Origin of the sequence: Brevibacillus sp. DP1.3A, from assembly GCF_013284245.2 — a bacterium.
GTDB lineage: Bacteria > Bacillota > Bacilli > Brevibacillales > Brevibacillaceae > Brevibacillus.
In genome coordinates this window covers 755,001-779,119 of record NZ_CP085876.1, presented here as the reverse complement: position 1 = coordinate 779,119, position 24,119 = coordinate 755,001, and the positions used below count along the sequence as shown (strand labels likewise).

Sequence of the window (24,119 nt, the reverse complement as noted above, 5' to 3'; positions counted from 1 at the left end):
TCCTATCGCGACGTAGCTCCTGCCACAAGCTGCAAGTAACTGTCCGCTACGAGACTCGCTCCACCGACCAATGCTCCGTCGATATCCGGCTGTGCCATGTAACTTGCGATGTTTTCCGGCTTTACACTTCCGCCGTATTGAATGCGCACTTTCTCGGCTGTCGCTTGTCCGAAGCGTTCACCGATTACACGGCGAATAATCGCAATCGTTTCATTCGCATCCTCTGCCGTGGAAGACTTGCCTGTGCCAATCGCCCAAATCGGCTCGTATGCAATAACGGTATCCGCCACTTGTGCAGCGTCCACTCCAGCAAAGGCACCTTCTGTCTGCGTACGGACTACGTCAGCTGTCTCGCCTGCTTCCCGTTGCTCCAGACTCTCGCCTACACACACAATTGGTACGAGACCTGCTGCTAATGCGGCTACAACCTTTTTGTTCACAGTCTCATCTGTTTCATTGAAATATTGACGGCGCTCGGAGTGACCAAGGATCACGTACTCCACACCGATTTCTTTCAGCATGGACGCGCTGATTTCGCCTGTATAAGCACCTTGCTCTTCAAAATGCATGTTTTGCGCGCCGATGGCAATATCCGTGCCCGCCAGCTCTTCCTTAAGTGCAGCCAGCGCTGTAAAAGGTGCGCAAATGACTTTTTGTACCCCGGAAGTATTGTTGCCTGCCTTGGCTTCCTGCGCAAACGCTCTTGCCTCGGCCATCGTTTTGAACATCTTCCAGTTCCCCGCGATAATTGGTGTTCGCATGCAAACTCCCCCTCTTCGCTCTTATTAGTTATCTGCCAACACAGCTACGCCTGGCAGTTCCTTGCCTTCCATGAATTCCAGGGACGCTCCCCCGCCTGTAGAAATGTGTGTCATCTGCTCGGCTACGCCTGCTTTCTCCACAGCTGCTACGGAATCACCGCCACCGATGATGGTCGTTCCGCTGCATGCTGCCATCGCCTTGGCTACGCCAATCGTGCCGCCTGCAAAAGCATCCATTTCAAATACGCCCATCGGACCGTTCCACACCACTGTTTTGGATTCTACGATGACACTGTGGTACTGCTCTACTGTTTTTGGCCCGATATCGAGTGCCATCCAGCCATCTGGGATCGCATCAATTGCCACGACCTGCTTTTCTGCATCTGCCGCAAAACGGTCAGCTACGACAACATCAACTGGCATCAGCAATTGAACGCCGCGCTCTTTTGCCTGACCCATCAACGTACGTGCGAGATCGAGCTTGTCGTCTTCACACAGAGAAGCCCCAATGCCGTAACCCTGTGCTTTGAGGAATGTATTCGCCATACCGCCACCAATAATCAAGTGATCGACTTTGGTCAACAAATTTTCAATGACAGCAATCTTATCTTTTACTTTTGCACCGCCGACAATCGCTGTAAACGGAGGCTCTGGATTGGACAGGGCTCCGCCCATAAAGCGAATCTCCTTTTCCATCAACAAGCCCGCAACTGCTGGTATGTACTCAGCGATTCCCGCTGTAGAAGCATGTGCCCGGTGAGCTGTCCCGAATGCATCATTCACAAACAGATCAGCCAAGGCCGCAAAGCTTTTTGCCAGTTCTGGATCGTTCTTTTCTTCTCCCGCATGGAAGCGTACGTTTTCCAACAGGATGACGTCGCCAGACTCCATCCGTTCTACTGCCGCTTCTACGTCAGCACCATGGCAATCCTCCAGCTTACGCACGTCCTTGCCCAAGAGCGAAGACAGATGAGCTGCGACAGGAGTAAGACGCATCTCTTCCACTACTTGGCCTTTAGGACGCCCAAAATGGCTCGCCAGGATTACTTTGGCTCCTGCCTCCATCATGAAACGGATGGTTGGTACAGCAGCACGAATGCGTGTATCGTCGGTGATTACCCCGTCCTGCATCGGCACGTTAAAGTCGACACGGCAGAATACGCGCTTGCCTGCCAGCTCAACATCGCGGATAGATTTCTTGTTCATGAACGATCCTCCCAAATCATTGGCTTTTTATTCGGAAAAAAGATATGGGAAAAGGGAGATTGCTCTCCCTTTTTTTCCACAACAGTTCTATTTTACGTGTTAGAAGCCGCGCTGTGCAACATAATGACACAAGTCTACGACACGATTGGAGTAACCCCACTCGTTATCGTACCAGGAAACGACTTTCACCATGTTTCCTTCCAGTACCATTGTAGACAAAGCATCGATTGTGGAGGATGCAGGGTTTCCATTGTAATCAGACGATACGAGCGGCTCTTCGGAGTAGCCGAGAATGCCTTTGAGTGGGCCTTCTGCCGCTTCCTTCAGAGCGTTGTTGATTTCTTCAACAGTTGCGTCTGTCTTCAACTCAACTACCAAGTCCACTACGGATACGTTTGGAGTTGGTACGCGCATTGCGAAACCATTCAGCTTGCCTTTCAGCTCAGGCAGTACGAGTGCTACCGCTTTTGCCGCTCCTGTAGAGGTTGGAATGATGTTCTCCGCAGCTGCACGGGCACGGCGCAAATCTTTGTGCGGCAGGTCGAGAATTTGTTGGTCATTGGTGTATGAGTGAACAGTTGTCATCAATCCGCGCACGATACCGAATTTTTCATTGAGGACCTTCGCATATGGCGCCAAGCAGTTCGTTGTGCAGGACGCGTTGGAGATCACAGTGTGTTGTGCTGGATCGTACTTGTCTTCGTTTACACCGATTACGACTGTAATGTCTTCATTTGTTGCTGGAGCAGAGATGATGACTTTTTTCGCGCCACCTTCCAAGTGCTTCGCTGCATCTTCGCGCTTCGTGAAGCGTCCAGTCGATTCCACTACGATTTCAACACCGTAATCTGCCCACTTGAGTTGAGCTGGGTCGCGCTCTGCCAATACCTTGATTTCTTTGCCGTCAACGATGAGCGTGTTTTCGGAAGCTTCAACGCTCACGTTCAGAACACCATGAACTGAGTCATATTTCAAAAGGTGAGCCAGTGTGTGTGCATCTGTCAGGTCATTGACCGCCACGATTTCTACATTCGGATTGTTCAGTGCTGCACGAAATACGTTACGACCAATACGACCAAATCCGTTAATACCTACTTTTACCATAATGTATACCTCCTGCTCATTAGCTAGCTTTATTCTTCATCGCGAGAAACCTGCCCTCTGGCGAAAACCAGCGGGTCGATAATATCGTAACAATCGGTAATAAGATTGGAAAAAACACAAAGGGTAATGTCTGGATCGTCGAAACACCTAACGTGAGTGCCATCATCATCGATAGTCCGTTCCATGGGATCAGTACAGGCATGACAACTGTGGAGTCCAGCATCGTCTTGCCCAACAGCTCGCGCCCTCCCTTCCATTGGGAGAATCTCCTAAGAAGAGTCGAGCCGAGAACTAGAATCGGAATGGTTTGATTACAGCTGATGATGACCACTAACAACGACAATGCCGTTGCCTTCGCTACCAACACCGTCTTATTTTTTGTATGGCCCATCATTTTGTCTACGATGGGGGTTAATAAATTGGCTCTGTTCAAAATGCCGTTTAAAAAGCCTGCGAGAATGATTAACGCCAGAACACTGAAGATGGCGAACATCCCGCCCCCATGGACCAATTGATCCAGCGGCGTTCCTGAATGAAGCTCAAATCCATATAGCATCGATGTAAAAAACGCCTTCACATCCAAATTCCCATTGATCCCGACTAGAATCGCACTGGCTCCGATACCGAAAAGCAATGCCTTCACTGCTTTTACTCTCAGTGCAAAAGAGGCAATTAACACGACGAGAGGCAGCATGAGCATCCAATGTACAGAAAAATGACTGACTAACAGCTCTTGGTACATCTGAATGGTATCCGTCGAGTTCGCCTGAGATCGAAACAGATCAAGGATCAGGAAAAGTAACGCGCAAATCGCTACCGTAAGTAATGCAGGACGCCGTATTTTTCTTTCCTGCTCTTCTGTCATACCGACATTCGAAAGCACCAGTAATCGACTGCTGGATATCGGTGAGAAACGTTCCCCCACCATCGCTCCAGAGATGAGCGCACCTCCTACGATTGCAGGTGATATCCCTGCTGCTTGGGCAATGCCCATCAGGGACAGCCCAATCGTACTCAGCGTACCGATTGATGTACCCAATAAATAACTGACGCCTGCGGTCAACAGAAAAGAGAGAACGAACAAATACTCGACATTCACAATCGATAATCCGTAGTAAATGATGGCGGGAATAGTTCCTCCCATCATTAATAGCGGGATCAAGAGTCCTACTAAAAACAAAATCGTAAGGACGGGCTTTGCCTTTTGGACACCTTCCCAGCCAAACACGAACTGCTGCTTCCACGGATAACCCAATCTTTTTACACTAACCAGTGTGACCAAGATCGCAAAAACAATCCCCCATGCGATCGGAAAACCGAGCGATAGGCTCAAAATGATGCCAGCGATCATTGCCAAGATGGGTGTTACCGATGTGATAGACATGCGACCGACTTCCTTCCGTTACAATCGTGTGGACAACAGCGTATAAGCTGCCCCTTCGTCCGTAATGAGTACATTCTGACACGATTGCTTAGCAAAGGAAAGAATCGCTTTTGCCTTGCTTTCGCCCCCCGCAATGGAGAGCACAGTTTCTGCCTTGTGCACTTCCTCTAGCTGTAAACCAATTGTCGGCATTCTGTGGACCGTTTCTCCCGCTTCATTAAAGTAGTAGCCGAATGCTTCTGATACAGCACCCGTTTCCACTAATTCTGCGAGTTCTTCCTCCGAATAATTCCGCCTTCTCGCCATCGTGACGGCATCCCCGATCCCATGCAAAACGATTCGAGTTTCGCCCAAGAGCGACAGCACATCTTGTACTTGCGGCTCTTTAACCAATGTCTGCAAGGCTTCTGGATGAAGGCGATCCGGTACGTGAAGAAGCCGATAAGAAGCACCTGTTTTCGCTGCCATGGCGGAAGCGAGCGTATTCGCTTGCAGCTCTACGCGTTCTCCCAGTCCACCGCGAGCAGGGACAAACTGAACGTTTTTGAACGAAGCAGAAGGCATCAGATGACTTGCTACGCTGGCGATGGATGAACCACCTGTTACCGCTACAATGTCTCCTTCTTGCACGACCTGTTTGAGGATCCTTGCCCCTACCCGTCCAAGCTCTTCCTTTACCCAAGGCGATTGGTCTGCATTGCCCTGCACCACAATGACTTCTGATATGCCCAGCTTTTTTTGCAGTCGCTCCGCCAAGTCTGTAAGGCCGAATAGCTCTCCGACGAGAGGCTCCATGTCGTCCAAGACTTGTTGTCCTTCTTCACTCAGGCTCATTCCCGCAGCCGTTACATGAAGGAGCCCCGTCTCTTTTAGCAGTTCCACTTCTGCCCGCAAAATACGTTCAGTGGTATCCATGGCTTGAGCAAGACCTCTTCTGCCAATCGGCTGCAAATGATAGATGGATCGGAGCAACATGTACCGCTGACGCAAAACCTGAATCAAGTCAGGCAACAATTTTTGTTGCAGTTCCAGTAAACGTCGCATTTTGCCTTCTTCCTTGGTTACAAATTGTCAATCGGGACGTTTAATGTCCCTGTATATACATTTTATGTCCCGCTTGGTGCAAAAAAAAGATCACTTGCTACAAGTTGAATGTATCATATTTAGCAATATCTTGCAAGTTCCCACGAACCCATATAAAAAAGTGCCACTCATGACCGAGCGGCACGTCTATGTAATTCGTTTCGCAGCTCCTCGAGCGTCACCACATGTGTAATGGAACGAAACACGATCTCTCCATCAATCTCGACCACTGGAATGACAAACATCATTTCTTCATGCAAGACCGGATCACTTTCAATATCAACCATACGCATACGAAGGGGGAACTCCTCCGCCAGACTGCGGATGTAGAGCTCCACCTCGTCGCACAAATGACATTTATTTCGTCCGTACAAGACCATTTCAAACGTTTTTTCATTCATTCCCATTAAAACCTCTTTCGTTTAGCCGACGATGGGATCAGCATTTCTTCCCGGTACTTGGCAACCGTGCGGCGGGAGATTTCAATCCCCTCTGTAAGCAGCATCTCACCCAGCTTTTGATCAGATAACGGAGACTTCCGATCTTCTTGCTCGATCAGTGCTTTGATTCTGCGCTTCACACTCTCAGAAGAAGTCGCTTCCCCGTTGGAAGTAGAGAGTGCTGACGTAAAGAAATACTTCAGTTCAAAGATTCCGCGCGGTGTCTGGACGTATTTGTTGCTAGTTGCCCGGCTGATCGTCGATTCATGCAGGCTCACCCGCTCTGCTATTTCCTTTTGTGTCATGGGCTTTAAATAATGAATCCCCCGATCAAAAAACTCCCGTTGCATATCGAGGATGGCCTGTGTTACACGCATGAGCGTCAGGCGGCGCTGCTCTAGACTTTTTGCCAGCCACATGGCGGCATTCAGCTTATCGTGAATGAACTGCTTGGCTTCATCTTGACTTTTTTGCTGGCTCAGCATTTTTTCATAAAAGCTGTTGATTTTCAGCCGCGGTGCAGCAACATCATTGACCAATACCACATAATCATTCCCGACTTTCTCTACGGTCACATCTGGAATGACATATCTTGTCTCTACTGTGGAAAAGGCCGCCCCTGGACGCGGATTCAGCGTACGGATCAGGTCTGCCATCGCCTGTACCTCTTGCGGTGTACATCCGATTTTGTCTGCAATCCGCTGGTATCGATTGTCCGCCAAATCTTGCAGGTGGTTGCGAACGACCTGAACGATCTTTTCGTCATCGAGGGCCAAATGCCCGAGCTGTAGCAAAAGACATTCTTCCAAGCTACGCGAAGCTACGCCTACTGGATCAAAATGCTGCAAAACGGACAACACGTCCTCAATCTCCAGCATTTCAGCACCCAGGCGCGCACTCGCTTCCTCCAGTGTAATTTCCAAATATCCTTTCTCATCTAGATTCCCGATCAAAAAGAGAGCGATCTGTTTTTGCAGCGACGAGAATCCTTTTACATAGCCAAGTTGACGCTCCAGATGTTCGTACAGCGTCTCCGCACCTTGCTGGACGTAATCCAGCGGATTGTAAGTGCTTTCATTTTTCGACGAAGGGTACTCACCTGTCGCGCGATTGCCCACAATTTCTTTCCAGTCAATCTCAGGAGCTGGTTTCTCTGCTTTTGCAGAAGCGACTTCTCCAGCCACTTCAAGGTCAAAAACAGGATTTTCATTTGCCTGATCCTGCAAATAGGAGATGAGATCAATGGCTGAATACTGCAATATGGTAATCGCTTGGCGTAATTCCGGCGTCATCACTAATTTCAGTGTTTGTTCTTGAAATAACCCCAATCCCATGTTCATGAAGCTCGCCTCCTTCGCACTTGCTCATGCTGCTCGATGACTCTTTATTTTCATTATATTCGTTCTCTCATGCAATTTTCCTGCCAAATTGATGAAACAGAACACAAAAAATGGCGAAAGATCTTCACCAATGGACTTTTTCACTCTCGCTTACCTTATCGCTAGTTTTTTCTGCTGAACTACTTTTTTTCGTTTGCATTGAGATTCTCGATGTTTTATAATAAAAGTTGTCGTCACAATATACGCCTGTAGCTCAGTGGATAGAGCAATGGTCTCCGGAACCATGTGCGGGGGTTCGATTCCCTTCAGGCGTACCATACGTACAAACAATAAGCGATCTCTTGAATTTCAAGAGGTCGCTTTTTTATGTTGAACCTTCATGGGAACAAAAAAACAGCCCGATTAAGGACTGTTTCTCTTGAGCTACATTTACTGGTTAAAAATCGCTTTGAAAGAATAAGGGATTGGTTCTATTGGTCTATTATCTAATATTGCATTTGGCGTTCCCAGATAAATGCTGTACTGGCCTTCTTCCGGGATATTTACTGAAAAAGATGTATTACCTTTGGTAACAACTCTATGTAGAAACTCTCCTGTTGGCTTCCTCACCAAGATTGTAATCGGCTCAGAACTTGATGACAGGCTGCTGAATGCAAAATTAAACGTTCCTGGTTTTGCGTAAAAATTAAAATAATCAGAATCTCTATAGTGATTAATTGCAGCTGTGTATGAAACGTTCGAATTAATGTATGGAGCGAATGCAACACTATCATTTGGTTCATATGGATCGGTTACAGAAGCCGCTGCTTTCAGGGAAGACTTCATATTTTTAGCTGGTTCTGCTGCAAATGCGGAAGCAGATGCTGATAAAGCTACTGCGAGTGTCAACAAACTAACTACGACTTTTTTCATGAATAAAACCTCCGCATATATTTAGTAGAAATAGTCTGAGATTTTATTGATTATAAATGGCTTTAAATGCATAAGGGATTGGTTTGATTGGCTTGGAATCAAATGCAGAGTAGTCATAAATCATGATGTAGTAAATGCCCTCTTTTGTGAGATCTTGTGTGAAGCTTAACTTCCCATTTTCTACAAACTGAGGTGACCCTGACATTTTACTTTCATGAAACACCGATACCCGTAGGTTCCCTCTTTCTGATGTTAAGTTACTAATCGCAAAATTAAGTTTCCCCGGTTTCGCGTAAAACTTAAACCAATCGAAATCTTTGTTATGGCCAATCTCTGCTGAATACGAAACATTGGAATTAACAAATGAAGCAAATGCAGGCTCATCATTTGGCTCAAACGAGTCGCTTGCCGCCGCAGCTTTTTGAGGTGCTTTCAAACTTTTTGCAGGTTCTGCAGCCAGTGCAGATACAGAAGCAGATAATACAAGTGACAGGCTCAATAGACTTGCTACGACTTTTTTCACGAATAAATCCCTCCAAAAGCTGTGATAGTAGATACTATTATTATTTACCATTTTATAACCTAATTGTAAATATTTGTTTTGTATATTTTTGCAAAAATTTGGTAATTAATCAAGAATAAACTCGACATTTATCGATTTTTGCTATTCCTCATATATTTGGAGGACCATGCACAAGAAATCCTTTCACGATTAATTACATAGACTATCATAAATGTAAACTTCACTAATATTTACCATATTTAATCCGTTTTGTAAATTTTATATTTGTAATATTTTGTAATAAATTGCTGAATGGTACATACAAAAAAGCCCTGGAGCATTACTTTCCTCCAGGGCTTTCCCTCAACAATAGATAACCAACTTCAATTACCTACTGATAATTCCTCGTTTTATACAAAAGATAAACAAAAAACGGCGCTCCAATCGCTGCGGTAAAAATCCCAGCTGGCAAATCATGCGGTAAAAACACCGTTCTCCCAATCAAATCAGCCAAGACGACGAGAATCCCGCCCAAAACAGCGGAAGCCGGCAACAAGTAACCATACGCAGAGCCAACTAGCCTACGAGCAATGTGTGGAGCCATCAAACCGATAAAACTGATCCCTCCTGCCACACCGACCGCAGCACCTGCCAGCGCCACACTGATCGCGATCAAGAGCAATCTCTTTTTATCAATCGCTACGCCAATGCCTTTAGCGATATCATCACCGAGCTCCTGGGCATTCAAATAACGGATTTGGAAAATCGTAGCGACGAGAAACAAAACGGTCCACGGAAGCAACGTCATGACATTTACCCAAGACATACCGTACACCGTTCCTGTCATCCATCCGAGAGCGTTTGAGGCTTTGTGGGTTTGGGTGATCACCAGGAAAAAGATCGTTAATGCCCCCATACCCGCTGAGATACATACACCGACAAGCGCGAGGCGAAAAGGTGAGACTCCCTCCTTCCACGCAGTGAGATACGTAAGCGTAGCCGTTAACAATCCACCAACCAAGGCCACCAATGGCATCCATTGCACACTTACATCTTTTGTGAATGTGATAAATGCTACCGCCGCTGCCGTCGCTCCCGCTGTGGTCCCGATCAAATCAGGCGAAGCTAACGGATTTCGCACCAAAGACTGCAAGATGGCCCCCGATACCGCCAGGGAAGCTCCCACCATGACTGAAACGACAACGCGAGGCAACCGCCAATCGAGCACGATCAATTCATTCTGTTCACTGCCCGCTCCCACAAAAGCTTTGATGACTTCCCACACAGGAATATGCAAGCTACCTAAGCCAATACTCAATACAATCACAACAGATAACAGCAAAAATAGAATGAAATTAATTCCTAACGCCCGCTTATTTATATGAAACGAGAGCGCTGGCTTTTTGGTCCGAATAACTACATGTCTATGCATACGCCCTCCCCCTGACCAGTGGGATGATAAAAGCCACTCCGATCATGGCAGTTGCTACGCCTACTGGTACTTCCAGACGCATAGGCATCAAAACAAGGCGAGAAAGCAAATCAGCGCAAACCAGAAAAGCTCCGCCAAAGACAATCGAATAGGGAACCAACCAGCGATGATCAAGGCCGACTAAAAAACGACAAAGATGCGGGATGATGATGCCCACAAATGCAATTGGTCCGGCGAGCGCGACACTCCCACCTGCCAAGAACACCACGAGCAAAATCGCTGTAGCTTTTACTAAGATAATCTTTTGGCCCAGGCCAGTCGCTACATCATCACCGAGTACCATCAAGTTTAACGAGCCGGTCAATAGCATAGCGCCTAACCAGCCTACTAGCAAATAAGGAATGATCATAAAAAAATGATCGAGCTGTCTTCCCTCCACAGAACCAACTAACCAGTAAAAGGCCTCTGTCATCGTCTTTTCTTGCAGCAGCATAAATAGAGAAGTCACAGACGAAGCAAAAGCGGCCACCGCTGCACCCGAAAGTGTCAGCTTGATCGGAGTCATGCCTCCCCGCCCAGCGGAAGCCAACCCGTATACAAGCAGAGCCGTCACACCCGCTCCAATAAAACCTGCCCACATCATTTGCGACATTGGGAATTGCGAGCCAAAAACAGCAATCGTCGTCACAATAGCTGCTGCAGCTCCAGCGTTCACACCGATAAGAGATGGTGAAGCCAAAGGGTTACGCGTCAACGCCTGCAACAAAACACCAGCTACAGCGAGGCTGCTCCCCACCGCTACCGCTGTCAGTGTACGCGGCATTCGGGAAGTCGTAATAATCAAATGTTCCTCTGAACCGGAAAATTGGGTGTATGCCTCTACTGCAGTAGTGAGCGAATACCGATTGATTCCGAAAAGGATACTAGCTACCATCACAACTGCCAGGACGACGAGCCCTACTATGAGTACAGTAGTCTTTTGCAGTCGGCTGGACAAAATCACATTCACGCCTGTTCCCTTCTTTCCGTTGCATTCTACCTATTCTGTCTATTCGCTACATAAGTATGTAAGTTTCTCCCACTAATCAGTCTAAGCTTGCGGATAGGGCTAGTCAATGATATTGATTTTTATTATCGCTATTGGAAAATTCAGCACAAAAATATCTATAGTTTTCCTTTGATTCCAAAAAATATATTGACACATTGTCATATAAGCATATACAGTAGTGAAGAAAAAATGATAATCATTATCAGTTAAAAGGGGGATTTTCCATCATGCGCAAAACTTCCCTGCGTTTGATGCTCGGGGCTATGCTTTCCGCTGTAATGCTCGTAACAGGTTGCGGGGGACAGGCAACGTCTTCATCCAGCTCATCTTCTTCTACTCCAGCTGCATCAACAACTACACCAGCAGCGTCTGAAGAGAGAGAAGTAAAACACTTTATGGGGTCAACAAAAATAAAAGGGACTCCGCAACGTGTCGTCGCTCTTACCAGTGAAAGCACAGAGGCTGTTCTCGCATTAGGGATTACGCCAGTTGGTGCTGTCATGAGTGGTCTCGGTAAACCTGGTGACCCATGGCATCCACATATTAAAGAAAAAATGAAGGATGCAATTGATTTGGGTGACGAGAACCAACCAAACGTTGAGCTGATCGCCAGCCTGAAGCCAGACCTGATTCTGGGAACAAAAGGACGCCAAGGACAAGAAAAAGTATACGCTCAGCTTTCCTCGATTGCCCCAACCGTCTTCTCCGAGGATCTCGTAGGCAGATGGAAAATCAACTTTGCACTTTACTCAGAAGCACTGAATAAAAAAGCTGAAGGCGACAAGCTGATGGCTGATTTCGATAAGAAGATTGAGGATGCAAAAGGAAAACTGGGTGACAAGACGAAGATGAAAGTCTCTGTCGTTCGTTTCGTAGCTGGCAAAACTCGTCTTTACTTGAAAGACACTTTCTCTGGCGTTGTTTTGAGCCAGCTCGGCTTTGCTCGACCAGTCTCCCAAGACATCGATGAGTTCAAAAAAGACATTCCAAAAGAGCTCATGGCTGAAATGGATGGCGACATCATGTTTTACTGGATCGGCGATTATTCCGGTGATGGATCTGCTAATAAATACACCGAGGAATGGATGAAAGATCCGCTCTATCAAAAACTGAATGTCGCGAAAAACAATAAGGCATTCCAAGTTGACGAAGTGATCTGGAACGTAGGCGGCGGTATCCTTTCTGCGGAACTGCTTGTTGATGACATCGTAGAACGCTTCTCCAAACTGTAGGCTATATACTTTCCGATACCGTCAATAAAGCAGGAGTGGTTGAGATAACCACTCCTTTTCTTTTGCCTACTGGCATTATTGATCGAGTTCCTTAATACCAGCAGTATCCTTACTGGGCAGAATCGGATCTATTTGTTCAGGTTTACGCGAATAAGCTTTGTTTGTAACCAAAATCGTCGCACCGATGATGACGATAAAAATGATCACCAACGCAACGATAAAACCAGTAGTCATGCATACACCCCCGACTTTTTTCTAACTCTCATTATAGCTGATTTCCATGCGAGTCAGAACCTTCATGCATAACCAATTCATTATGGAATAACAAACTATTCCAAATTTTGATAGGAAAATGGCTCCTATATCTCGAATAGTTACGACAACGCTATCTCACTCAAATACTTGATAGACTATGCGGGGGAAATCTGATGAACAAGCTTAATACCCCTTTCTTATGGAAAAAGAAACGCTCAAAAAAGGAAATCACGCAAGTGTTGTTTCCAGATCAAATATTAAAAGCATTTTTTCACTTTACGACGGATGCCATTTCGATTAGTGATCTCGATAACAATATCGTCTTGGTAAATCATGCTTTTGAGCAATACTACGGTTGGTCCATGGAGGAGATTTACGCTTCACCGCTCTGCTTTATTCCAGACGAGTATAGGAGCGAGACCAAACAGTTATTTGATGCGGTCAGGAGCATGGGTGTATTACTAACCAATTACGAAACCATCAGGCAGCGAAAAGATGGCACGAAGATGGATGTCATTCTGTCAGCTGCTCCAATCAAAGATGAAACGGGAAAAATTATTGGTGCATCCTGCATTACCCGTGACATTTCCGACCGCAAAAAAATTGAAGAGGCCTTGCGTCAAACCGAAGCCAAATATCGTCTCCTCATCGATCATACCCAGGATATCGTGACGATTTATGATTTATCCATGCGACGCATCTATGCATCCCCATCAATCGAGCAATTGGGTTTTGTTCCAGCCGAGGTTACTTCCCCTAACAACCTGCAACTCACACATCCAGAGGATATCCCTATGTTCCGGGACAAATTTCAAGAGATCATGGCAACGAAACAACCCGTTCATTTCGAGACGCGCTCTATGGATAGGAACGGAAACGAGGTCTCCTTCGAAACACGCGGAATCCCCATTTTAAGCGCGGTAGGAGACGTCCAAAACATCATGTTAGTCTCGCGAAATGTCACAGAACGCAAATACTCTGAGGCCGCCTTGTTTAAAAGCGAGAATACGAACAAAATCATCTCGGAATACACAGATGATCTTATTCTGATTACGGACAAAAACGGGGATATCCTCTATCTCTCCCCATCGCATTCACGTGTAATCGAAACGAGTGAAAATTGCCGACAGCTCACCTTTGTCGAGATTCATCCAGAAGATCGGCAAACTGTCATTGACCATTTTCACCATTTGCTGGCGACCAAAGAACCAAAGATATGCGAGTTTCGTTTCCAAACGAAAAATAACAAATGGATCGTTCTCGAATCAAAGGGTGCCCCTATCCTGACAAAAACGGGAGATTGTGATGGCTTTATCATTGTATCGCGGGATATTACAGAACGCCGAAATAACGAGGAACTATTACGAAAGGCTGAGAAGCTCTCCGTAATTGGGGAGCTGGCTGCTGGAATCGCCCATGAGATTCGCAATCCGCTCACATCTTTGAAGGGCTTTATCCAGTTTCTTTATCCGAGCATGAATGATAACCAGCAGTACGCCGACATCATGCTCTCTGAACTGGACCGGATCAATTTTATTGTGAGTGAATTGTTAGTCTTGGCAAAGCCACATAGCATCCAAATCAAGCCTCTTCCGCTCATCCCTTTGCTGGAAAGCGTCTTGGCACTATTAAGATCGGAAGCAAATTTGAAAAACATCAATTTCCGTACCGCATTTGCTTACCATCCGATCATTGCGGGAGAAGAAAACCAGCTCAAGCAAGTTTTTATTAACATCATTAAAAATGCCATCGAAGCGATCGACGGACATGGTGAGGTTCTTATTGCCACCGCCTTAAAAGACAATCATCAAGTACTCATTACACTCACGGATACTGGCTGTGGAATCTCTGAAGAAATGATTCACAAGCTGGGTGCCCCCTTTTTCACGACAAAAGAAAATGGAACTGGCCTCGGCCTTATGATCAGCAGCAAAATCATGAAAGACCATAACGGCAGCCTGGAAATTAAAAGCAGGGAGCATGAAGGTACAGTGGTAGAGATTACACTGCCGATTGTTCAGGACCAAATTGGGTCATCCTAGAAAGGTGTACATCCCATCATCAGTGGAGGTGCCCTATGGATTTCACCAAAATGAGCACAAGTGAGTTCGTGGCCAAAATTCGCGAATCCCAAGCAAAAAACCTGCGTAACAAACAGCATCAGGGCTACGGTCATCCGGAACAGCGTCTGCCCAGCAAGCAACGAGTATAACGAAGCAAAAACCCACCTGCGAGCTCACTGTCGAGCCAGGTGGGTTTTTGTTTGTTATTGTGGATCCTGTTTATTCAGGTTACGATCTCTTTCGGACTTTTGCTTTTGGGTGCCTTGCGTCTTGCTGCTGTGTCCTTGGTTGCCGCCATTCTTCGTATTACGATTGTTTGACATCAGAATCCCTTCCTTTTCATTCTGGTATTCATGCCAAACGTAGTATGTCCCAAATAGCTTATTCATAATGAAGAATTACTTCGCTTCACCCATAAATACTTTCTTTCCATCCTCATACTTGTACACGTATACGGAAGCAAAGTCGTTGTCGCCTTTATCATTGAATGTTACGTTAACGAATTTGCCTTTGTAATCTTTGGTTTTATGAACAGCTTCCAGCACTTGTTCACGAGTTGGCTTTTTGCCGCCGTTTGCTTTGATCGCTTCTTCCAAACCGTTCAGCATAACACCCATGGAGTCATAACCAAACGAAGTGAAGATCCCTACTTTGTTGCCAGTCGCGCTCTCGAAGTCTGTGATCCATTTCTTGCCGTCTTCCGTAGCACCAATATCGCCAACAGTAGAAGTAAAGACTACGTTATTCGCATTTTCCGCACCAGCAATTTTCACCATGTCAGCGGAGTCGTAGCCATCGCCACCCATAAAGACACCTTTGAAGCCTTTTTCACGTGCTTGCTTCACGATGATCCCTGCATCAGAGTAATATCCACCGAAGTAGATCATCTCTGGATTTTTCGCAAGGATTTGGGTGATGATCGCACTATAATCCTTCTCGCCTGCTGTTACCCCTTCAAAGCCGAGAACTTGTACGCCGTCTTTTTCAAATTGTTTTTTCACTTCTTCCGCAAGACCTTGTCCATAAGCAGCCTTGTCATGCATAACAAAAGCCGTTTTTACATTCAACTGATTTTTGGCAAAAATAGCTGCCTTGGAGCCTTGTTGATCATCACGCGCACAAATGCGGTGTACGATCTTCTTGTCTTGCTCAGTCAAATCTGATCCCGTTGCAGAAGGAGATACCATTACGAGCTTCTCTTGCTCGTATTGCGCTGCTGCCGTAATCGAAGCACCTGTTGTAGCATGGCCAACTACTCCGACTACGTCAGGATTTGAAATCAACATTTGTGCGACTGCTACCCCTTGTTTCGGGTCAGCTTGGTCATCTTGCGCGGACAATTCAACATCAAAGCCAAGTGCTTTGAATGCCTCCTTTTTTTCTTTCAATGCATATTCAGCACCAGCTTTTGCAGTGCTTCCGTAGTCAGAGTACTGACCAGACATCGGACCAACTACAGCAATCACGAGCTTCTCAGTAGATCCGCTTGCACCGCCCGTGCTTCCTCCGCTATTGTTGCTCGGCTGTGGTGTCGCGCTTTGTCCACCAGTCCCCGTACCTCCACCACAGCCCGCGAGCAATGTACTCAGAGCAAATGTTGCAGCCAGTATCGACAATGATTTCTGTTTTTTCATAGGAAAGCTTCCCCCTCTTTATTTATGAGCAAACTATGAATCACAATCTTATTGTAGGATATTTTAGAAAATTTGCAATAGAAATGATTAAAAGAAGAATCAATCAAAAAACCTCTATCGCTGTCTGCTAATAGAGGCGTACACGTGGTGTATTGAGGCAAATAGCCACTTCTACGCATAGAAGTGGCTATCTTGATGAGAAGTATCTCATTGATTATTAGGAATTAATTGGAATACTCAGCTTGTAAGTGAGCGTTTTTGCATCGTACTCTACTTTTGCACCCAATTCTTGGGCAATGAATACGAGAGGAACGAGAACTGCTCCTGTCACTGGACGTGGCGGATTTGCTACACTGGTTTCTTTGCCGTTTTTATAAGCAAAGTTTTGGTTTTCGTACATACGCAGAGCGTAGTGGTTGTCTTTGGCAACCAGCAGAGATTTGGTCGTGCTATCCCATGCTGCAGAACCACCCAAAGCAATCGCCAATGTGCTCGCATTTACATACGCAACACCATTTTCAGTAACGATTTCTTGTGGGAATGGGAACTCCTTGCCGTTTAGCTGAACCTTGATTTTTTGTTGCTGTACAGGAGCAGGAGCAGTTTGGGCAAACGCAGCCGTTGCCGCTACACTTCCTGTTAGAAGAGCCGCTGTCAGCATCATTGTTGAAAACTTGCGAAGCATAATAAACACCCCTTAAATATCATGAAATGAATTCCAATTTTGTAAAGTTCGACACGAATCAACTTTTTCCTTCTTTTTTATTCCATACATTTCCTATGTAATTCTCTCCCCAAACATGACAAGACTAGGAAAAAAAATAAATATCCCACGAACAAACGTTTTTGTGCACAACCTGTGTATAACATTGTGGATAACTTTCGAAAGTGAGGCTTACCATGGCAGGGGAACGTTTTTTTCTCATTTATCAAGAGGCCAGTGACGAAGAATGCTTATTGACCATTGAACCGTATAAAGACCAACAGGAGCTGGCGGAAGCCATCAATCAGCTGCAAGCCAAACAAGTCGATGAATATACGATCATCAAGGGAAAAAAGATGAAAGCCACGTTGAAACTCGCCGTCCATTTGGCCGAGGCCGATGAGAATTCCAAGGAATGAATGTTTTCTTTTTCGAGTACGTTTATACAGAGGGAAATTGGCAAACATGGTAGTGAGGGCACGCACTTATGTGTTTGACCTTCATTGACCTTTTGTGTATGATATTGTTACAAAGAGAGGAGGAAGACTAGATGCATATGAATTTAATTCCAACCGTCATTGAACAGACGAACCGTGGGGAACGTGCTTATGATATTTATTCCCGCCTGCTCAAAGACCGCATCATCTTTCTGGGAACCCCAATCAACGACACCGTAGCCAATATCGTTGTGGCACAGTTGTTGTTCCTTCAGGCGGAAGATCCGGAGAAAGACATTCACTTGTACATAAACAGCCCAGGCGGTTCTATTACTGCTGGTATGGCGATTTACGATACTATGCACTTCATCAAGCCAGATGTATCCACCATTTGTATCGGAATGGCTGCGTCCATGGGAGCATTCCTGCTGGCTGCTGGAGCAAAAGGCAAACGCTTTGCTCTGCCAAACAGTGAAGTCATGATCCACCAACCATTGGGTGGAGCCCAAGGACAAGCGAGCGACATTGAAATTGCCGCAAAGCGTATTTTGAAGATGCGTGATCATCTGAACACCATCCTGGCTGAACGCACTGGACAGCCTTTGGAGCGCATCCAAAAGGATACCGATCGCGACAACTTCCTCTCTGCCGCAGAAGCAGTAGAGTACGGACTGATTGACAAAGTCATCACTTCCGAATCGTCTTCCAAAAAATAAGAGATACGTAGTAAAAAAAGAAGCACTCGTGCCTGGACTACGGGCCGAGTGTTTTTTTGTATGCCGAGCAAACCCCCTTGGTTTGCTCGGCCTTTTCGATGGATCATTGTGATACTTCCATTAACTGACTGACATAGACCGTCCGGCTATGCCCTGGATTTTTTTCATCATGCACACGTGCTTTTGACGTTTTTTCGTCTACAGCATCGATCCAAACGGCTTGTCCTTCGTACTCTACCTTGATATGGTCGTCGGAGCTCATGATGGCTTGTGCTCTCGTTACATTCATAAGCCGCTCCCTATTGCTCATCTTCAAGGGCTTGCTTGGCTGACGACGCCCCTGTCATCGTGTCTACAGTCGTTTCTTCAATCAGTCCGTTTTGGTCGGAAACAACTCCGCCCCCCAGCCCCTCATTTACCATCCGATCAATGTCCATATCATAACAATCGCGGCCTTCGTAACACTTATCACGGTTACTCATGTGTCATTCCTCCTTCATGCAATATACATGGTTAGAAATGCCCTGCCCGAAGTGAATTGATACATAATCATCTAGATGACCAACAAAAAAAGACACCTCCCTACAAGGGAAAAGTGTCTCTCGTAACTCTATTCTTCCTTGCTTACCAGATTCGTAAGGCTGGTGACTGCCTGGGAGGCATCCGGCCCTTCTGCCAAAATGGTAATTTCCGTTCCAGAGCTGATTGCGAGGCTCATGATACCCATGATGCTTTTCGCATTGACCTTCTTGTTGCCTTTTTCTACGAATACTTCCGATGCAAAACGGTTAGCCTCCTGAACGAAAAAGGCTGCTGGACGAGCTTGCAAACCGGTCTTTAAGTGAACCACGACCTGCTGTTGAACCATGAATGGACCTCCTCACTTGTAGACTATTATCCTTTAGTATAACATGCATCTACATCGAAATATTTTGTTTTTCTCGTATTTTGTCAGCGATTTCGTTAATTTTTCGCAAGCGGTGGTTAATGCCCGATTTGCTCACTACTCCGCTTGGCACCATCTCACCCAATTCTTTCAAATTGATGTCAGGATGAGCCACTCGAAGCTCCGCGACCTCTCGCAGACGTTTTGGCAAATTCTCCAATCCCATCTCTTGATCGATGAGCTGAATATTTTCCATTTGTCTGGTGGCTGCATTCACCGTTTTGTTTATGTTGGCGATTTCGCAATTGTGTAAACGGTTTACCGAGTTCCGCATGTCCTTTACGATTCGGACGTCCTCGAAATACAGAAGCGCCTGATGAGCTCCAATCAAGCTCAAAAACTCTGTAATCTTTTCGCCTTCTTTAATATAGAGAACATACCCTTTTTTCCGCTCGATGCACTTGGCATTTAGTTTATACCGATTGGCGATCTTGGTCAATGCTTCGCAAAAATCCTGATAGGAAGTGAAAATCTCCAGATGATAGCTGGATGCTTCTGGATGATTCACAGATCCCCCCGCCAAAAAAGCCCCCCGCAAATAAGCAGCGCGGCAACAGGACTTTTTTACAATCTCAGGAGCGATTCCTGGGATAAACGACAGGCTTTGATCCATTAGCCCCAAGTCTTGCAAGATCTCATTGGCCTTATTTGGAATACGCACAATGTAGACGTTGTTCTTTTTCAAACGCATTTTTTTGCGAACCAGTAGTTCAGCGTGTATCTGAAACAGCCTTTTGATTAACGTGTAAATGCGTCGGGCAATCGCCGCGTTCTCTGTCGTCACATCCAGCACCAGTCGTCCGGCTCCAAACTGCAGGCTTCCATTCATCCGAATCAAGGCTGAGAGCTCTGCCTTGCTGCAGCAATCGGCACCCTCCGTCATGGTAAGTTCTTTTTTGGTATGCGCGGCGAATGACATCGACTTCACTACTCCTTCTCTATCTTCAGCACCTTCCGTCTTCGTCTGACGAGCGACACAACCTGCTTGCTGACAGCATGTGCATCATGACGTAGGTATCCGTCCTCAAATGTGACTAACGGCCTCGCCACAACATGCAGACCGATTTGGCGCAATTGCTTTAAGTCACATCGGACAGGAGCTGCTCCTTTTTCCGCATATTTGTCCAATACATGGGCAGGCAGCTCGGCTGAATTGACAATGATCATATCCAAAAATGGTCTATCTACATGTTCATACATGACTTTCACGTGCCTGGATGCAGAAAAACCGTCTGTCTCCCCCGGTTGTGTCATGACGTTACAAATGTAGATTTTCGGGGCTTGTGCGCGTGTAATCGCTTCAAATAACCCGCGTACTAATAAATTGGGCAGGATGCTCGTGTACAAGCTCCCAGGCCCAATCAAAATGGCATCCGCGTCGGCAATAGCCATCAGGGCTTCGCTCAGAGGAACAGCATCCTCCGGGTCAAGGAACACCCGCTTGATTTCTTTGCCAGTCAACGGTATTTGGGATTCTCCGATTACAAGAGATCCATCTGTCATTTCCGCTTTCAACTGAATCGATTGCGTGGAAGCTGGCAATACATCTCCACGTACTGCCAAAACCCCGCTTAATGTTTTGACTGCGGTGACAAAATCTCCAGTGATTTCGTTCATCGCTGCAAGTAATAGATTTCCCAAATTATGCCCTGCTAATCCCGTGCCTGTGGAAAAACGATATTGCATGACTTTTTCCATCAACGGCTCTGTATCGGCCAGAGCAGTCAAGACGTTTCGAATGTCGCCAGGTGGAAGCATATCCATTTCTTCTCGCAAACGTCCAGAGCTTCCCCCATCGTCTGCTACCGTAACAATCGCTGTGATATGCACTGGCTCGTGCTTCAAGCCGCGTAGAAGGACGGACAGACCCGTTCCTCCGCCAATAACGACTACCCGTAATGGCCTTGACTGTAGCCTCCCGACTCCCTTAGTAGGCATATGTCACCTCATTATTTCTAATACATATACCACAGGTGGCTATTTATGCGCGTTTCAGTCTTTCCTGCCATCTTATGCTCATTTGTTCTTTTCCATGTCTCGATGACTGACACGGACAGAAAAATCTTTGCCAAAGGTTTCTCCCAAATGTTCTGCAATGGCGACCGAGCGATGTTTGCCACCGGTGCATCCAATTCCTATCACAAGTTGACTTTTTCCTTCTCGCTGGTAATGCGGCAGGGTGTACCCCAAAAAGTCTGTAAGCTTTTCTAAGAATTCTTTTGTGTCCTTGTGCTGCATCACATACTCTGCCACGTCTGGATCACATCCTGTTTTCGGACGCAAATCCTCCACATAATGTGGGTTAGGCAAAAAACGGACATCGAACATCAAGTCAGCGTCTATCGGTGCGCCGTATTTGAAACCAAACGACAGCACATTAATCGTAAGGGGTGATCCTTGTTGACCGTATTGGTTGATGATTTTTTCTCGAAGCTGAACTGGCTTCATTTGACTCGTATCGATAATCTGATGCGCCCAGCCCTTCATTTCCTCCAACAAACGGCGCTCAGCGTGAATTCCTTCTAAAGGCGAACCGTTCGGGGAAAGCGGATGTCTGCGACGTGTTTCCTTATAGCGAGAAACCAATGTCTGATCGTTCGCATCCAGATAAAGGATGTGGTACGATAAACCATTCATCTGATTGAGGCTCTCCATGGTTACGGCTAGATTTTCAAAAAACTCACGCCCTCGCAAGTCAATCACCAATGCGACTCGCTCAATACTCCCACCAGACTGTTTGACCAACTCAGCAAATTTGGGAATCAGTACAGGGGGTAAGTTGTCTACACAAAAAAAGCCTAGGTCCTCCAAGCTTTGTACAGCAACTGTCTTTCCCGCACCTGACATTCCGGTAATAATCAGGAGATTCATGGCCTTGTCGTTTCCCAATTCCGTCACGCAACTCGCCTCCTACGATTCTGACAATAGCATACCATATTGTCCACCTTATTCGCACCTTTTTGAACCGCTTCCCCTGTTTTTCCAATGACGTCTTCAATAGGCATACAAGCTTTTTTAGAAAAAAAGATGCGTGACTGAATGCCAGCCACGCAACAATTGTTTATATAGATAAGGGGGTCAATTCATTGTCTATAGATTACTCTTGAATTATTTCACCCATGTTACAAGCAGGTTAAGAGATTGTGACATTTTGTTCCTTTAGCTTTTCATTCAGCTCTTCTACATAGTGTTGAGCAGATTGAGCAGCGATAGAACCGTCTCCAGTAGCAGTCACGACTTGACGCAGCATTTTTTCGCGTACATCTCCTGCTGCAAAAACACCTTTTACTTTGGTTTTCATTTTTTCGTCTGTCAGTACGTAGCCTGCGTCGTTGGTGATGCCCAGTGGACGTACGCTTGCAGTCAATGGGTCCATACCAACGTAGATGAACGCTCCATCTGCTGGGTATTCTCTTTGTTCACCTGTTTTCGTGTTTTCCAAGAGAACCGCTTGTACTTTGCCTTCACCACGGATCTCTTTTAGTTCTGTATCCCAGATCACTTCGATTTTTTCGTTATCGAAAGCGCGTTTTTGCAGGATTTTCTGTGCACGGAACTGATCACGACGGTGTACGATCGTCACTTTGGAAGCGAAGCGAGTAAGGAATACAGCCTCTTCTACCGCGGAGTCTCCTCCACCAACAACCACCAGCTCTTTATTGCGGAAAAAGGCACCGTCGCAAACCGCGCAGTAAGAAACACCACGGCCGGACAATTCTTTTTCGCCTTGTACACCGAGCAAACGATGCTCAGCACCAGTTGCCACAATAACAGATTTAGTCAAGTATTCCTTGTCACCCGTGATAACGCGCTTGTACGGCTCTTCATCACGGATTTCCTTGATTTCGCCATATGCATACTCCGCACCGAATTGCTGTGCATGCTCAAACATTTTTGTAGAGAGATCAGGGCCAAGAATGGAAGTGAAGCCTGGGTAGTTCTCGATATCTTCCGTGTTGGCCATTTGACCGCCTGGAATTCCTCTCTCCAGCATCAATGTGCTCATGTTCGCACGGGATGTATATACTGCAGCCGTCATTCCAGCAGGGCCAGCTCCGGCAATAATAACATCATAAATTTTTTGATCGCTCATGCTTGTTGCCTCCTCATCTCACACAGTTTTGTTGCCTTATTTAAATTAATTATAATGTAATAATCTATTTAAAATCAAGTGTCGACAAAACTTTGACGCACTTTGCCAAGGTAGCGGCAGAAATGCCGTATTTTTGAGCTAGAAGGGCTTGTGACTGTTTTTCGTTCGTTATCGTTCCGTATACATATTCTAATGCTGCGACCCACGCTACTTCTTTTCGCACTTGTACACGACTTTGGGCATATTCATGATGCTTGCGCCATACATCGAGGCACCATTCTCCGGCCTCTTGCTTGCCCTGCGAGAGCAAATAACGGCTTATTTCTTCTTCTATACTGCTCTTTTGCTCTTCCGTCGTCGGTGAACTATTCGATCCATCAGGAGTTCCTTCCGGCATGTCTGCACCCATATCAGCCAGAGCCAGCAAAGCCAACTTTTGCAGCTGTTGGTTATCCGTCTGGTAATAAAATTGACGAACCGCAGTTTCAGCTTCATCGTCTCCGATCAGAGACAATGTTTGCAGCACCGCGAATTTCACTTCATCGCGTCCATGCTGCAATGCCCAGAGAAGGGAAGCACGGATCATCGGGTCTGTTTTAAAATCTTCCACTCCCGTGAACGAAGCCTTTTCCCAAGAAACATCACGTTGGGTCGTATTGTATTGGTAGGGGATCGGTTTTATAGTCTCCCCTTCTTGTTCGTTTTTTACCATTTGAATGTATTGATCTGCGATTCCTGCTTCTGGATCTAACTGCTTGGCTTTTTGCCACCAGCGCAGTGATTGATCCTTTTTCCCGCTCAAATAAGCGGAGATCGCTGCATAATGGT

Annotated in this window: 27 protein-coding genes and 1 tRNA gene (1 of these 28 only partly in view); 6 read left to right on the top strand and 22 right to left on the bottom strand. The window is 46.1% G+C overall.

The genetic code is table 11. The features are described 5' to 3' along the window. Positions 1-2: 2 nt before the first annotated feature. The 7 genes from tpiA to rpoN form a co-directional block, all read right to left on the bottom strand. A complete protein-coding gene (gene tpiA / locus HP399_RS03930; RefSeq protein ID WP_173616955.1) occupies positions 3-761 on the bottom strand; it encodes a triose-phosphate isomerase in 759 nt (252 codons plus the stop codon). Between the two features lie 24 nt (positions 762-785). Further along, complete coding sequence (pgk, locus tag HP399_RS03925; RefSeq protein WP_173616956.1) at positions 786-1,967, bottom strand: phosphoglycerate kinase; 1,182 nt, start codon at positions 1,965-1,967, stop codon at positions 786-788. Positions 1,968-2,066: 99 nt separating this feature from the next. Then, positions 2,067-3,071 (bottom strand): type I glyceraldehyde-3-phosphate dehydrogenase, encoded by a 1,005-nt coding sequence (gene gap / locus HP399_RS03920; protein WP_048034950.1) that lies wholly within the window; start codon positions 3,069-3,071, stop codon positions 2,067-2,069. Between the two features lie 19 nt (positions 3,072-3,090). Then, positions 3,091-4,455, bottom strand: a complete 1,365-nt coding sequence (locus tag HP399_RS03915) for a Na+/H+ antiporter NhaC family protein (RefSeq protein WP_173616957.1) — start codon at positions 4,453-4,455, stop codon at positions 3,091-3,093. Positions 4,456-4,473: 18 nt separating this feature from the next. Beyond that, positions 4,474-5,499 (bottom strand): sugar-binding transcriptional regulator, encoded by a 1,026-nt coding sequence (locus HP399_RS03910; RefSeq protein WP_173616958.1) that lies wholly within the window; start codon positions 5,497-5,499, stop codon positions 4,474-4,476. Positions 5,500-5,666: 167 nt separating this feature from the next. Further along, positions 5,667-5,945: a glutaredoxin family protein gene (locus HP399_RS03905; protein ID WP_173616959.1), complete on the bottom strand. Its 279-nt coding sequence runs from the start codon at positions 5,943-5,945 to the stop codon at positions 5,667-5,669. Continuing rightward, on the bottom strand, positions 5,945-7,318 hold the full coding sequence (gene rpoN / locus HP399_RS03900) for an RNA polymerase factor sigma-54 (protein ID WP_173616960.1): 1,374 nt from the start codon (positions 7,316-7,318) through the stop codon (positions 5,945-5,947). The genes HP399_RS03905 and rpoN overlap by 1 nt, the downstream gene beginning before the upstream one ends. A gap of 242 nt (positions 7,319-7,560) precedes the next feature. Between rpoN and HP399_RS03895 the strand changes: the two genes are divergently transcribed. Beyond that, positions 7,561-7,635 (top strand) — tRNA-Arg (locus tag HP399_RS03895). 112 nt (positions 7,636-7,747) lie between these two features. Here HP399_RS03895 and HP399_RS03890 read toward each other — a convergent pair. The 4 genes from HP399_RS03890 to HP399_RS03875 form a co-directional block, all read right to left on the bottom strand. Then, the gene (locus HP399_RS03890; RefSeq protein ID WP_173616961.1) at positions 7,748-8,230 is read right to left on the bottom strand and encodes a hypothetical protein; all 483 of its coding nucleotides are present in this window, start codon (positions 8,228-8,230) and stop codon (positions 7,748-7,750) included. Between the two features lie 43 nt (positions 8,231-8,273). Then, a complete protein-coding gene (locus HP399_RS03885; RefSeq protein WP_173616962.1) occupies positions 8,274-8,753 on the bottom strand; it encodes a hypothetical protein in 480 nt (159 codons plus the stop codon). Between the two features lie 370 nt (positions 8,754-9,123). Next, positions 9,124-10,164 (bottom strand): FecCD family ABC transporter permease, encoded by a 1,041-nt coding sequence (locus tag HP399_RS03880; protein ID WP_173616963.1) that lies wholly within the window; start codon positions 10,162-10,164, stop codon positions 9,124-9,126. After that, positions 10,157-11,173 (bottom strand): FecCD family ABC transporter permease, encoded by a 1,017-nt coding sequence (locus HP399_RS03875; RefSeq protein ID WP_173616964.1) that lies wholly within the window; start codon positions 11,171-11,173, stop codon positions 10,157-10,159. Before HP399_RS03875 ends, HP399_RS03880 begins: the two co-directional genes overlap by 8 nt. Before the next feature lie 266 nt (positions 11,174-11,439). Here HP399_RS03875 and HP399_RS03870 point away from each other — a divergent pair, with 266 nt between their 5' ends. Further along, positions 11,440-12,444 carry an ABC transporter substrate-binding protein gene (locus tag HP399_RS03870; protein ID WP_173616965.1) on the top strand — a complete coding sequence of 335 codons (1,005 nt, stop codon included), beginning with the start codon at positions 11,440-11,442 and terminating at the stop codon, positions 12,442-12,444. Positions 12,445-12,519: 75 nt separating this feature from the next. On the opposite strand, the gene HP399_RS03865 is transcribed toward HP399_RS03870, so the two are convergent. Next, positions 12,520-12,678 carry a hypothetical protein gene (locus HP399_RS03865; protein WP_173616966.1) on the bottom strand — a complete coding sequence of 53 codons (159 nt, stop codon included), beginning with the start codon at positions 12,676-12,678 and terminating at the stop codon, positions 12,520-12,522. Positions 12,679-12,872: 194 nt separating this feature from the next. Here HP399_RS03865 and HP399_RS03860 point away from each other — a divergent pair, with 194 nt between their 5' ends. Next, the gene (locus tag HP399_RS03860) at positions 12,873-14,741 is read left to right on the top strand and encodes a PAS domain-containing sensor histidine kinase (protein WP_173616967.1); all 1,869 of its coding nucleotides are present in this window, start codon (positions 12,873-12,875) and stop codon (positions 14,739-14,741) included. A gap of 35 nt (positions 14,742-14,776) precedes the next feature. Continuing rightward, positions 14,777-14,911, top strand: coding sequence for a DUF4023 domain-containing protein (locus tag HP399_RS03855; RefSeq protein ID WP_007720451.1), 135 nt, complete (start codon positions 14,777-14,779; stop codon positions 14,909-14,911). Between the two features lie 249 nt (positions 14,912-15,160). On the opposite strand, the gene HP399_RS03850 is transcribed toward HP399_RS03855, so the two are convergent. Continuing rightward, positions 15,161-16,396, bottom strand: a complete 1,236-nt coding sequence (locus HP399_RS03850; RefSeq protein ID WP_173616968.1) for a branched-chain amino acid ABC transporter substrate-binding protein — start codon at positions 16,394-16,396, stop codon at positions 15,161-15,163. A 217-nt stretch (positions 16,397-16,613) separates the two neighbouring features. Continuing rightward, positions 16,614-17,081, bottom strand: a complete 468-nt coding sequence (locus HP399_RS03845) for a copper amine oxidase N-terminal domain-containing protein (protein WP_173616969.1) — start codon at positions 17,079-17,081, stop codon at positions 16,614-16,616. A 215-nt stretch (positions 17,082-17,296) separates the two neighbouring features. On the opposite strand from HP399_RS03845, the gene HP399_RS03840 reads away from it, so the two are divergent. Both HP399_RS03840 and clpP read left to right on the top strand, forming a co-directional pair. Then, positions 17,297-17,518: a hypothetical protein gene (locus HP399_RS03840; protein WP_173616970.1), complete on the top strand. Its 222-nt coding sequence runs from the start codon at positions 17,297-17,299 to the stop codon at positions 17,516-17,518. Positions 17,519-17,649: 131 nt separating this feature from the next. Then, a complete protein-coding gene (gene clpP, locus HP399_RS03835; protein WP_304502538.1) occupies positions 17,650-18,252 on the top strand; it encodes an ATP-dependent Clp endopeptidase proteolytic subunit ClpP in 603 nt (200 codons plus the stop codon). Between the two features lie 103 nt (positions 18,253-18,355). Here clpP and HP399_RS03830 read toward each other — a convergent pair whose 3' ends face one another. The 8 genes from HP399_RS03830 to HP399_RS03795 all read right to left on the bottom strand — a co-directional run. Further along, the gene (locus HP399_RS03830) at positions 18,356-18,541 is read right to left on the bottom strand and encodes an H-type small acid-soluble spore protein (RefSeq protein ID WP_173616971.1); all 186 of its coding nucleotides are present in this window, start codon (positions 18,539-18,541) and stop codon (positions 18,356-18,358) included. A gap of 10 nt (positions 18,542-18,551) precedes the next feature. Next, entirely contained in the window at positions 18,552-18,734 is a 183-nt protein-coding gene (locus HP399_RS03825; protein ID WP_007720436.1) for a hypothetical protein, read from the bottom strand. A gap of 128 nt (positions 18,735-18,862) precedes the next feature. Then, positions 18,863-19,120: an HPr family phosphocarrier protein gene (locus HP399_RS03820; RefSeq protein ID WP_173616972.1), complete on the bottom strand. Its 258-nt coding sequence runs from the start codon at positions 19,118-19,120 to the stop codon at positions 18,863-18,865. Between the two features lie 49 nt (positions 19,121-19,169). Next, the gene (whiA, locus tag HP399_RS03815) at positions 19,170-20,117 is read right to left on the bottom strand and encodes a DNA-binding protein WhiA (RefSeq protein WP_173616973.1); all 948 of its coding nucleotides are present in this window, start codon (positions 20,115-20,117) and stop codon (positions 19,170-19,172) included. A gap of 8 nt (positions 20,118-20,125) precedes the next feature. Continuing rightward, positions 20,126-21,136, bottom strand: coding sequence for a gluconeogenesis factor YvcK family protein (gene yvcK / locus HP399_RS03810; RefSeq protein ID WP_173616974.1), 1,011 nt, complete (start codon positions 21,134-21,136; stop codon positions 20,126-20,128). 78 nt (positions 21,137-21,214) lie between these two features. Next, positions 21,215-22,096 (bottom strand): RNase adapter RapZ, encoded by an 882-nt coding sequence (gene rapZ / locus HP399_RS03805; protein WP_173616975.1) that lies wholly within the window; start codon positions 22,094-22,096, stop codon positions 21,215-21,217. 235 nt (positions 22,097-22,331) lie between these two features. Next, on the bottom strand, positions 22,332-23,291 hold the full coding sequence (gene trxB / locus HP399_RS03800) for a thioredoxin-disulfide reductase (RefSeq protein ID WP_173616976.1): 960 nt from the start codon (positions 23,289-23,291) through the stop codon (positions 22,332-22,334). Between the two features lie 64 nt (positions 23,292-23,355). After that, positions 23,356-24,119 carry the end of a tetratricopeptide repeat protein gene (locus tag HP399_RS03795; protein WP_173616977.1) on the bottom strand. 880 nt of this gene lie beyond the right edge of the window, so 764 of the gene's 1,644 nt are visible here — the last part of the coding sequence; the start codon falls outside the window, past its right edge; the stop codon is at positions 23,356-23,358.

Bases quoted from the DNA above. Each gene is read 5' to 3' on its own strand.
- tpiA (WP_173616955.1), bottom strand. From the start codon at position 761: ATGCGAACACCAATTATCGCGGGGAACTGGAAGATGTTCAAAACGATG.
- pgk (WP_173616956.1), bottom strand. From the start codon at position 1,967: ATGAACAAGAAATCTATCCGCGATGTTGAGCTGGCAGGCAAGCGCGTA.
- gap (WP_048034950.1), bottom strand. From the start codon at position 3,071: ATGGTAAAAGTAGGTATTAACGGATTTGGTCGTATTGGTCGTAACGTA.
- HP399_RS03915 (WP_173616957.1), bottom strand. From the start codon at position 4,455: ATGTCTATCACATCGGTAACACCCATCTTGGCAATGATCGCTGGCATC.
- HP399_RS03910 (WP_173616958.1), bottom strand. From the start codon at position 5,499: ATGCGACGTTTACTGGAACTGCAACAAAAATTGTTGCCTGACTTGATT.
- HP399_RS03905 (WP_173616959.1), bottom strand. From the start codon at position 5,945: ATGGGAATGAATGAAAAAACGTTTGAAATGGTCTTGTACGGACGAAAT.
- rpoN (WP_173616960.1), bottom strand. From the start codon at position 7,318: ATGAACATGGGATTGGGGTTATTTCAAGAACAAACACTGAAATTAGTG.
- HP399_RS03890 (WP_173616961.1), bottom strand. From the start codon at position 8,230: ATGAAAAAAGTCGTAGTTAGTTTGTTGACACTCGCAGTAGCTTTATCA.
- HP399_RS03880 (WP_173616963.1), bottom strand. From the start codon at position 10,164: ATGCATAGACATGTAGTTATTCGGACCAAAAAGCCAGCGCTCTCGTTT.
- HP399_RS03870 (WP_173616965.1), top strand. From the start codon at position 11,440: ATGCGCAAAACTTCCCTGCGTTTGATGCTCGGGGCTATGCTTTCCGCT.
- HP399_RS03865 (WP_173616966.1), bottom strand. From the start codon at position 12,678: ATGACTACTGGTTTTATCGTTGCGTTGGTGATCATTTTTATCGTCATC.
- HP399_RS03860 (WP_173616967.1), top strand. From the start codon at position 12,873: ATGAACAAGCTTAATACCCCTTTCTTATGGAAAAAGAAACGCTCAAAA.
- HP399_RS03855 (WP_007720451.1), top strand. From the start codon at position 14,777: ATGGATTTCACCAAAATGAGCACAAGTGAGTTCGTGGCCAAAATTCGC.
- HP399_RS03850 (WP_173616968.1), bottom strand. From the start codon at position 16,396: ATGAAAAAACAGAAATCATTGTCGATACTGGCTGCAACATTTGCTCTG.
- HP399_RS03845 (WP_173616969.1), bottom strand. From the start codon at position 17,081: ATGCTTCGCAAGTTTTCAACAATGATGCTGACAGCGGCTCTTCTAACA.
- HP399_RS03840 (WP_173616970.1), top strand. From the start codon at position 17,297: ATGGCAGGGGAACGTTTTTTTCTCATTTATCAAGAGGCCAGTGACGAA.
- clpP (WP_304502538.1), top strand. From the start codon at position 17,650: ATGCATATGAATTTAATTCCAACCGTCATTGAACAGACGAACCGTGGG.
- HP399_RS03830 (WP_173616971.1), bottom strand. From the start codon at position 18,541: ATGAATGTAACGAGAGCACAAGCCATCATGAGCTCCGACGACCATATC.
- HP399_RS03825 (WP_007720436.1), bottom strand. From the start codon at position 18,734: ATGAGTAACCGTGATAAGTGTTACGAAGGCCGCGATTGTTATGATATG.
- HP399_RS03820 (WP_173616972.1), bottom strand. From the start codon at position 19,120: ATGGTTCAACAGCAGGTCGTGGTTCACTTAAAGACCGGTTTGCAAGCT.
- whiA (WP_173616973.1), bottom strand. From the start codon at position 20,117: ATGTCATTCGCCGCGCATACCAAAAAAGAACTTACCATGACGGAGGGT.
- yvcK (WP_173616974.1), bottom strand. From the start codon at position 21,136: ATGCCTACTAAGGGAGTCGGGAGGCTACAGTCAAGGCCATTACGGGTA.
- trxB (WP_173616976.1), bottom strand. From the start codon at position 23,291: ATGAGCGATCAAAAAATTTATGATGTTATTATTGCCGGAGCTGGCCCT.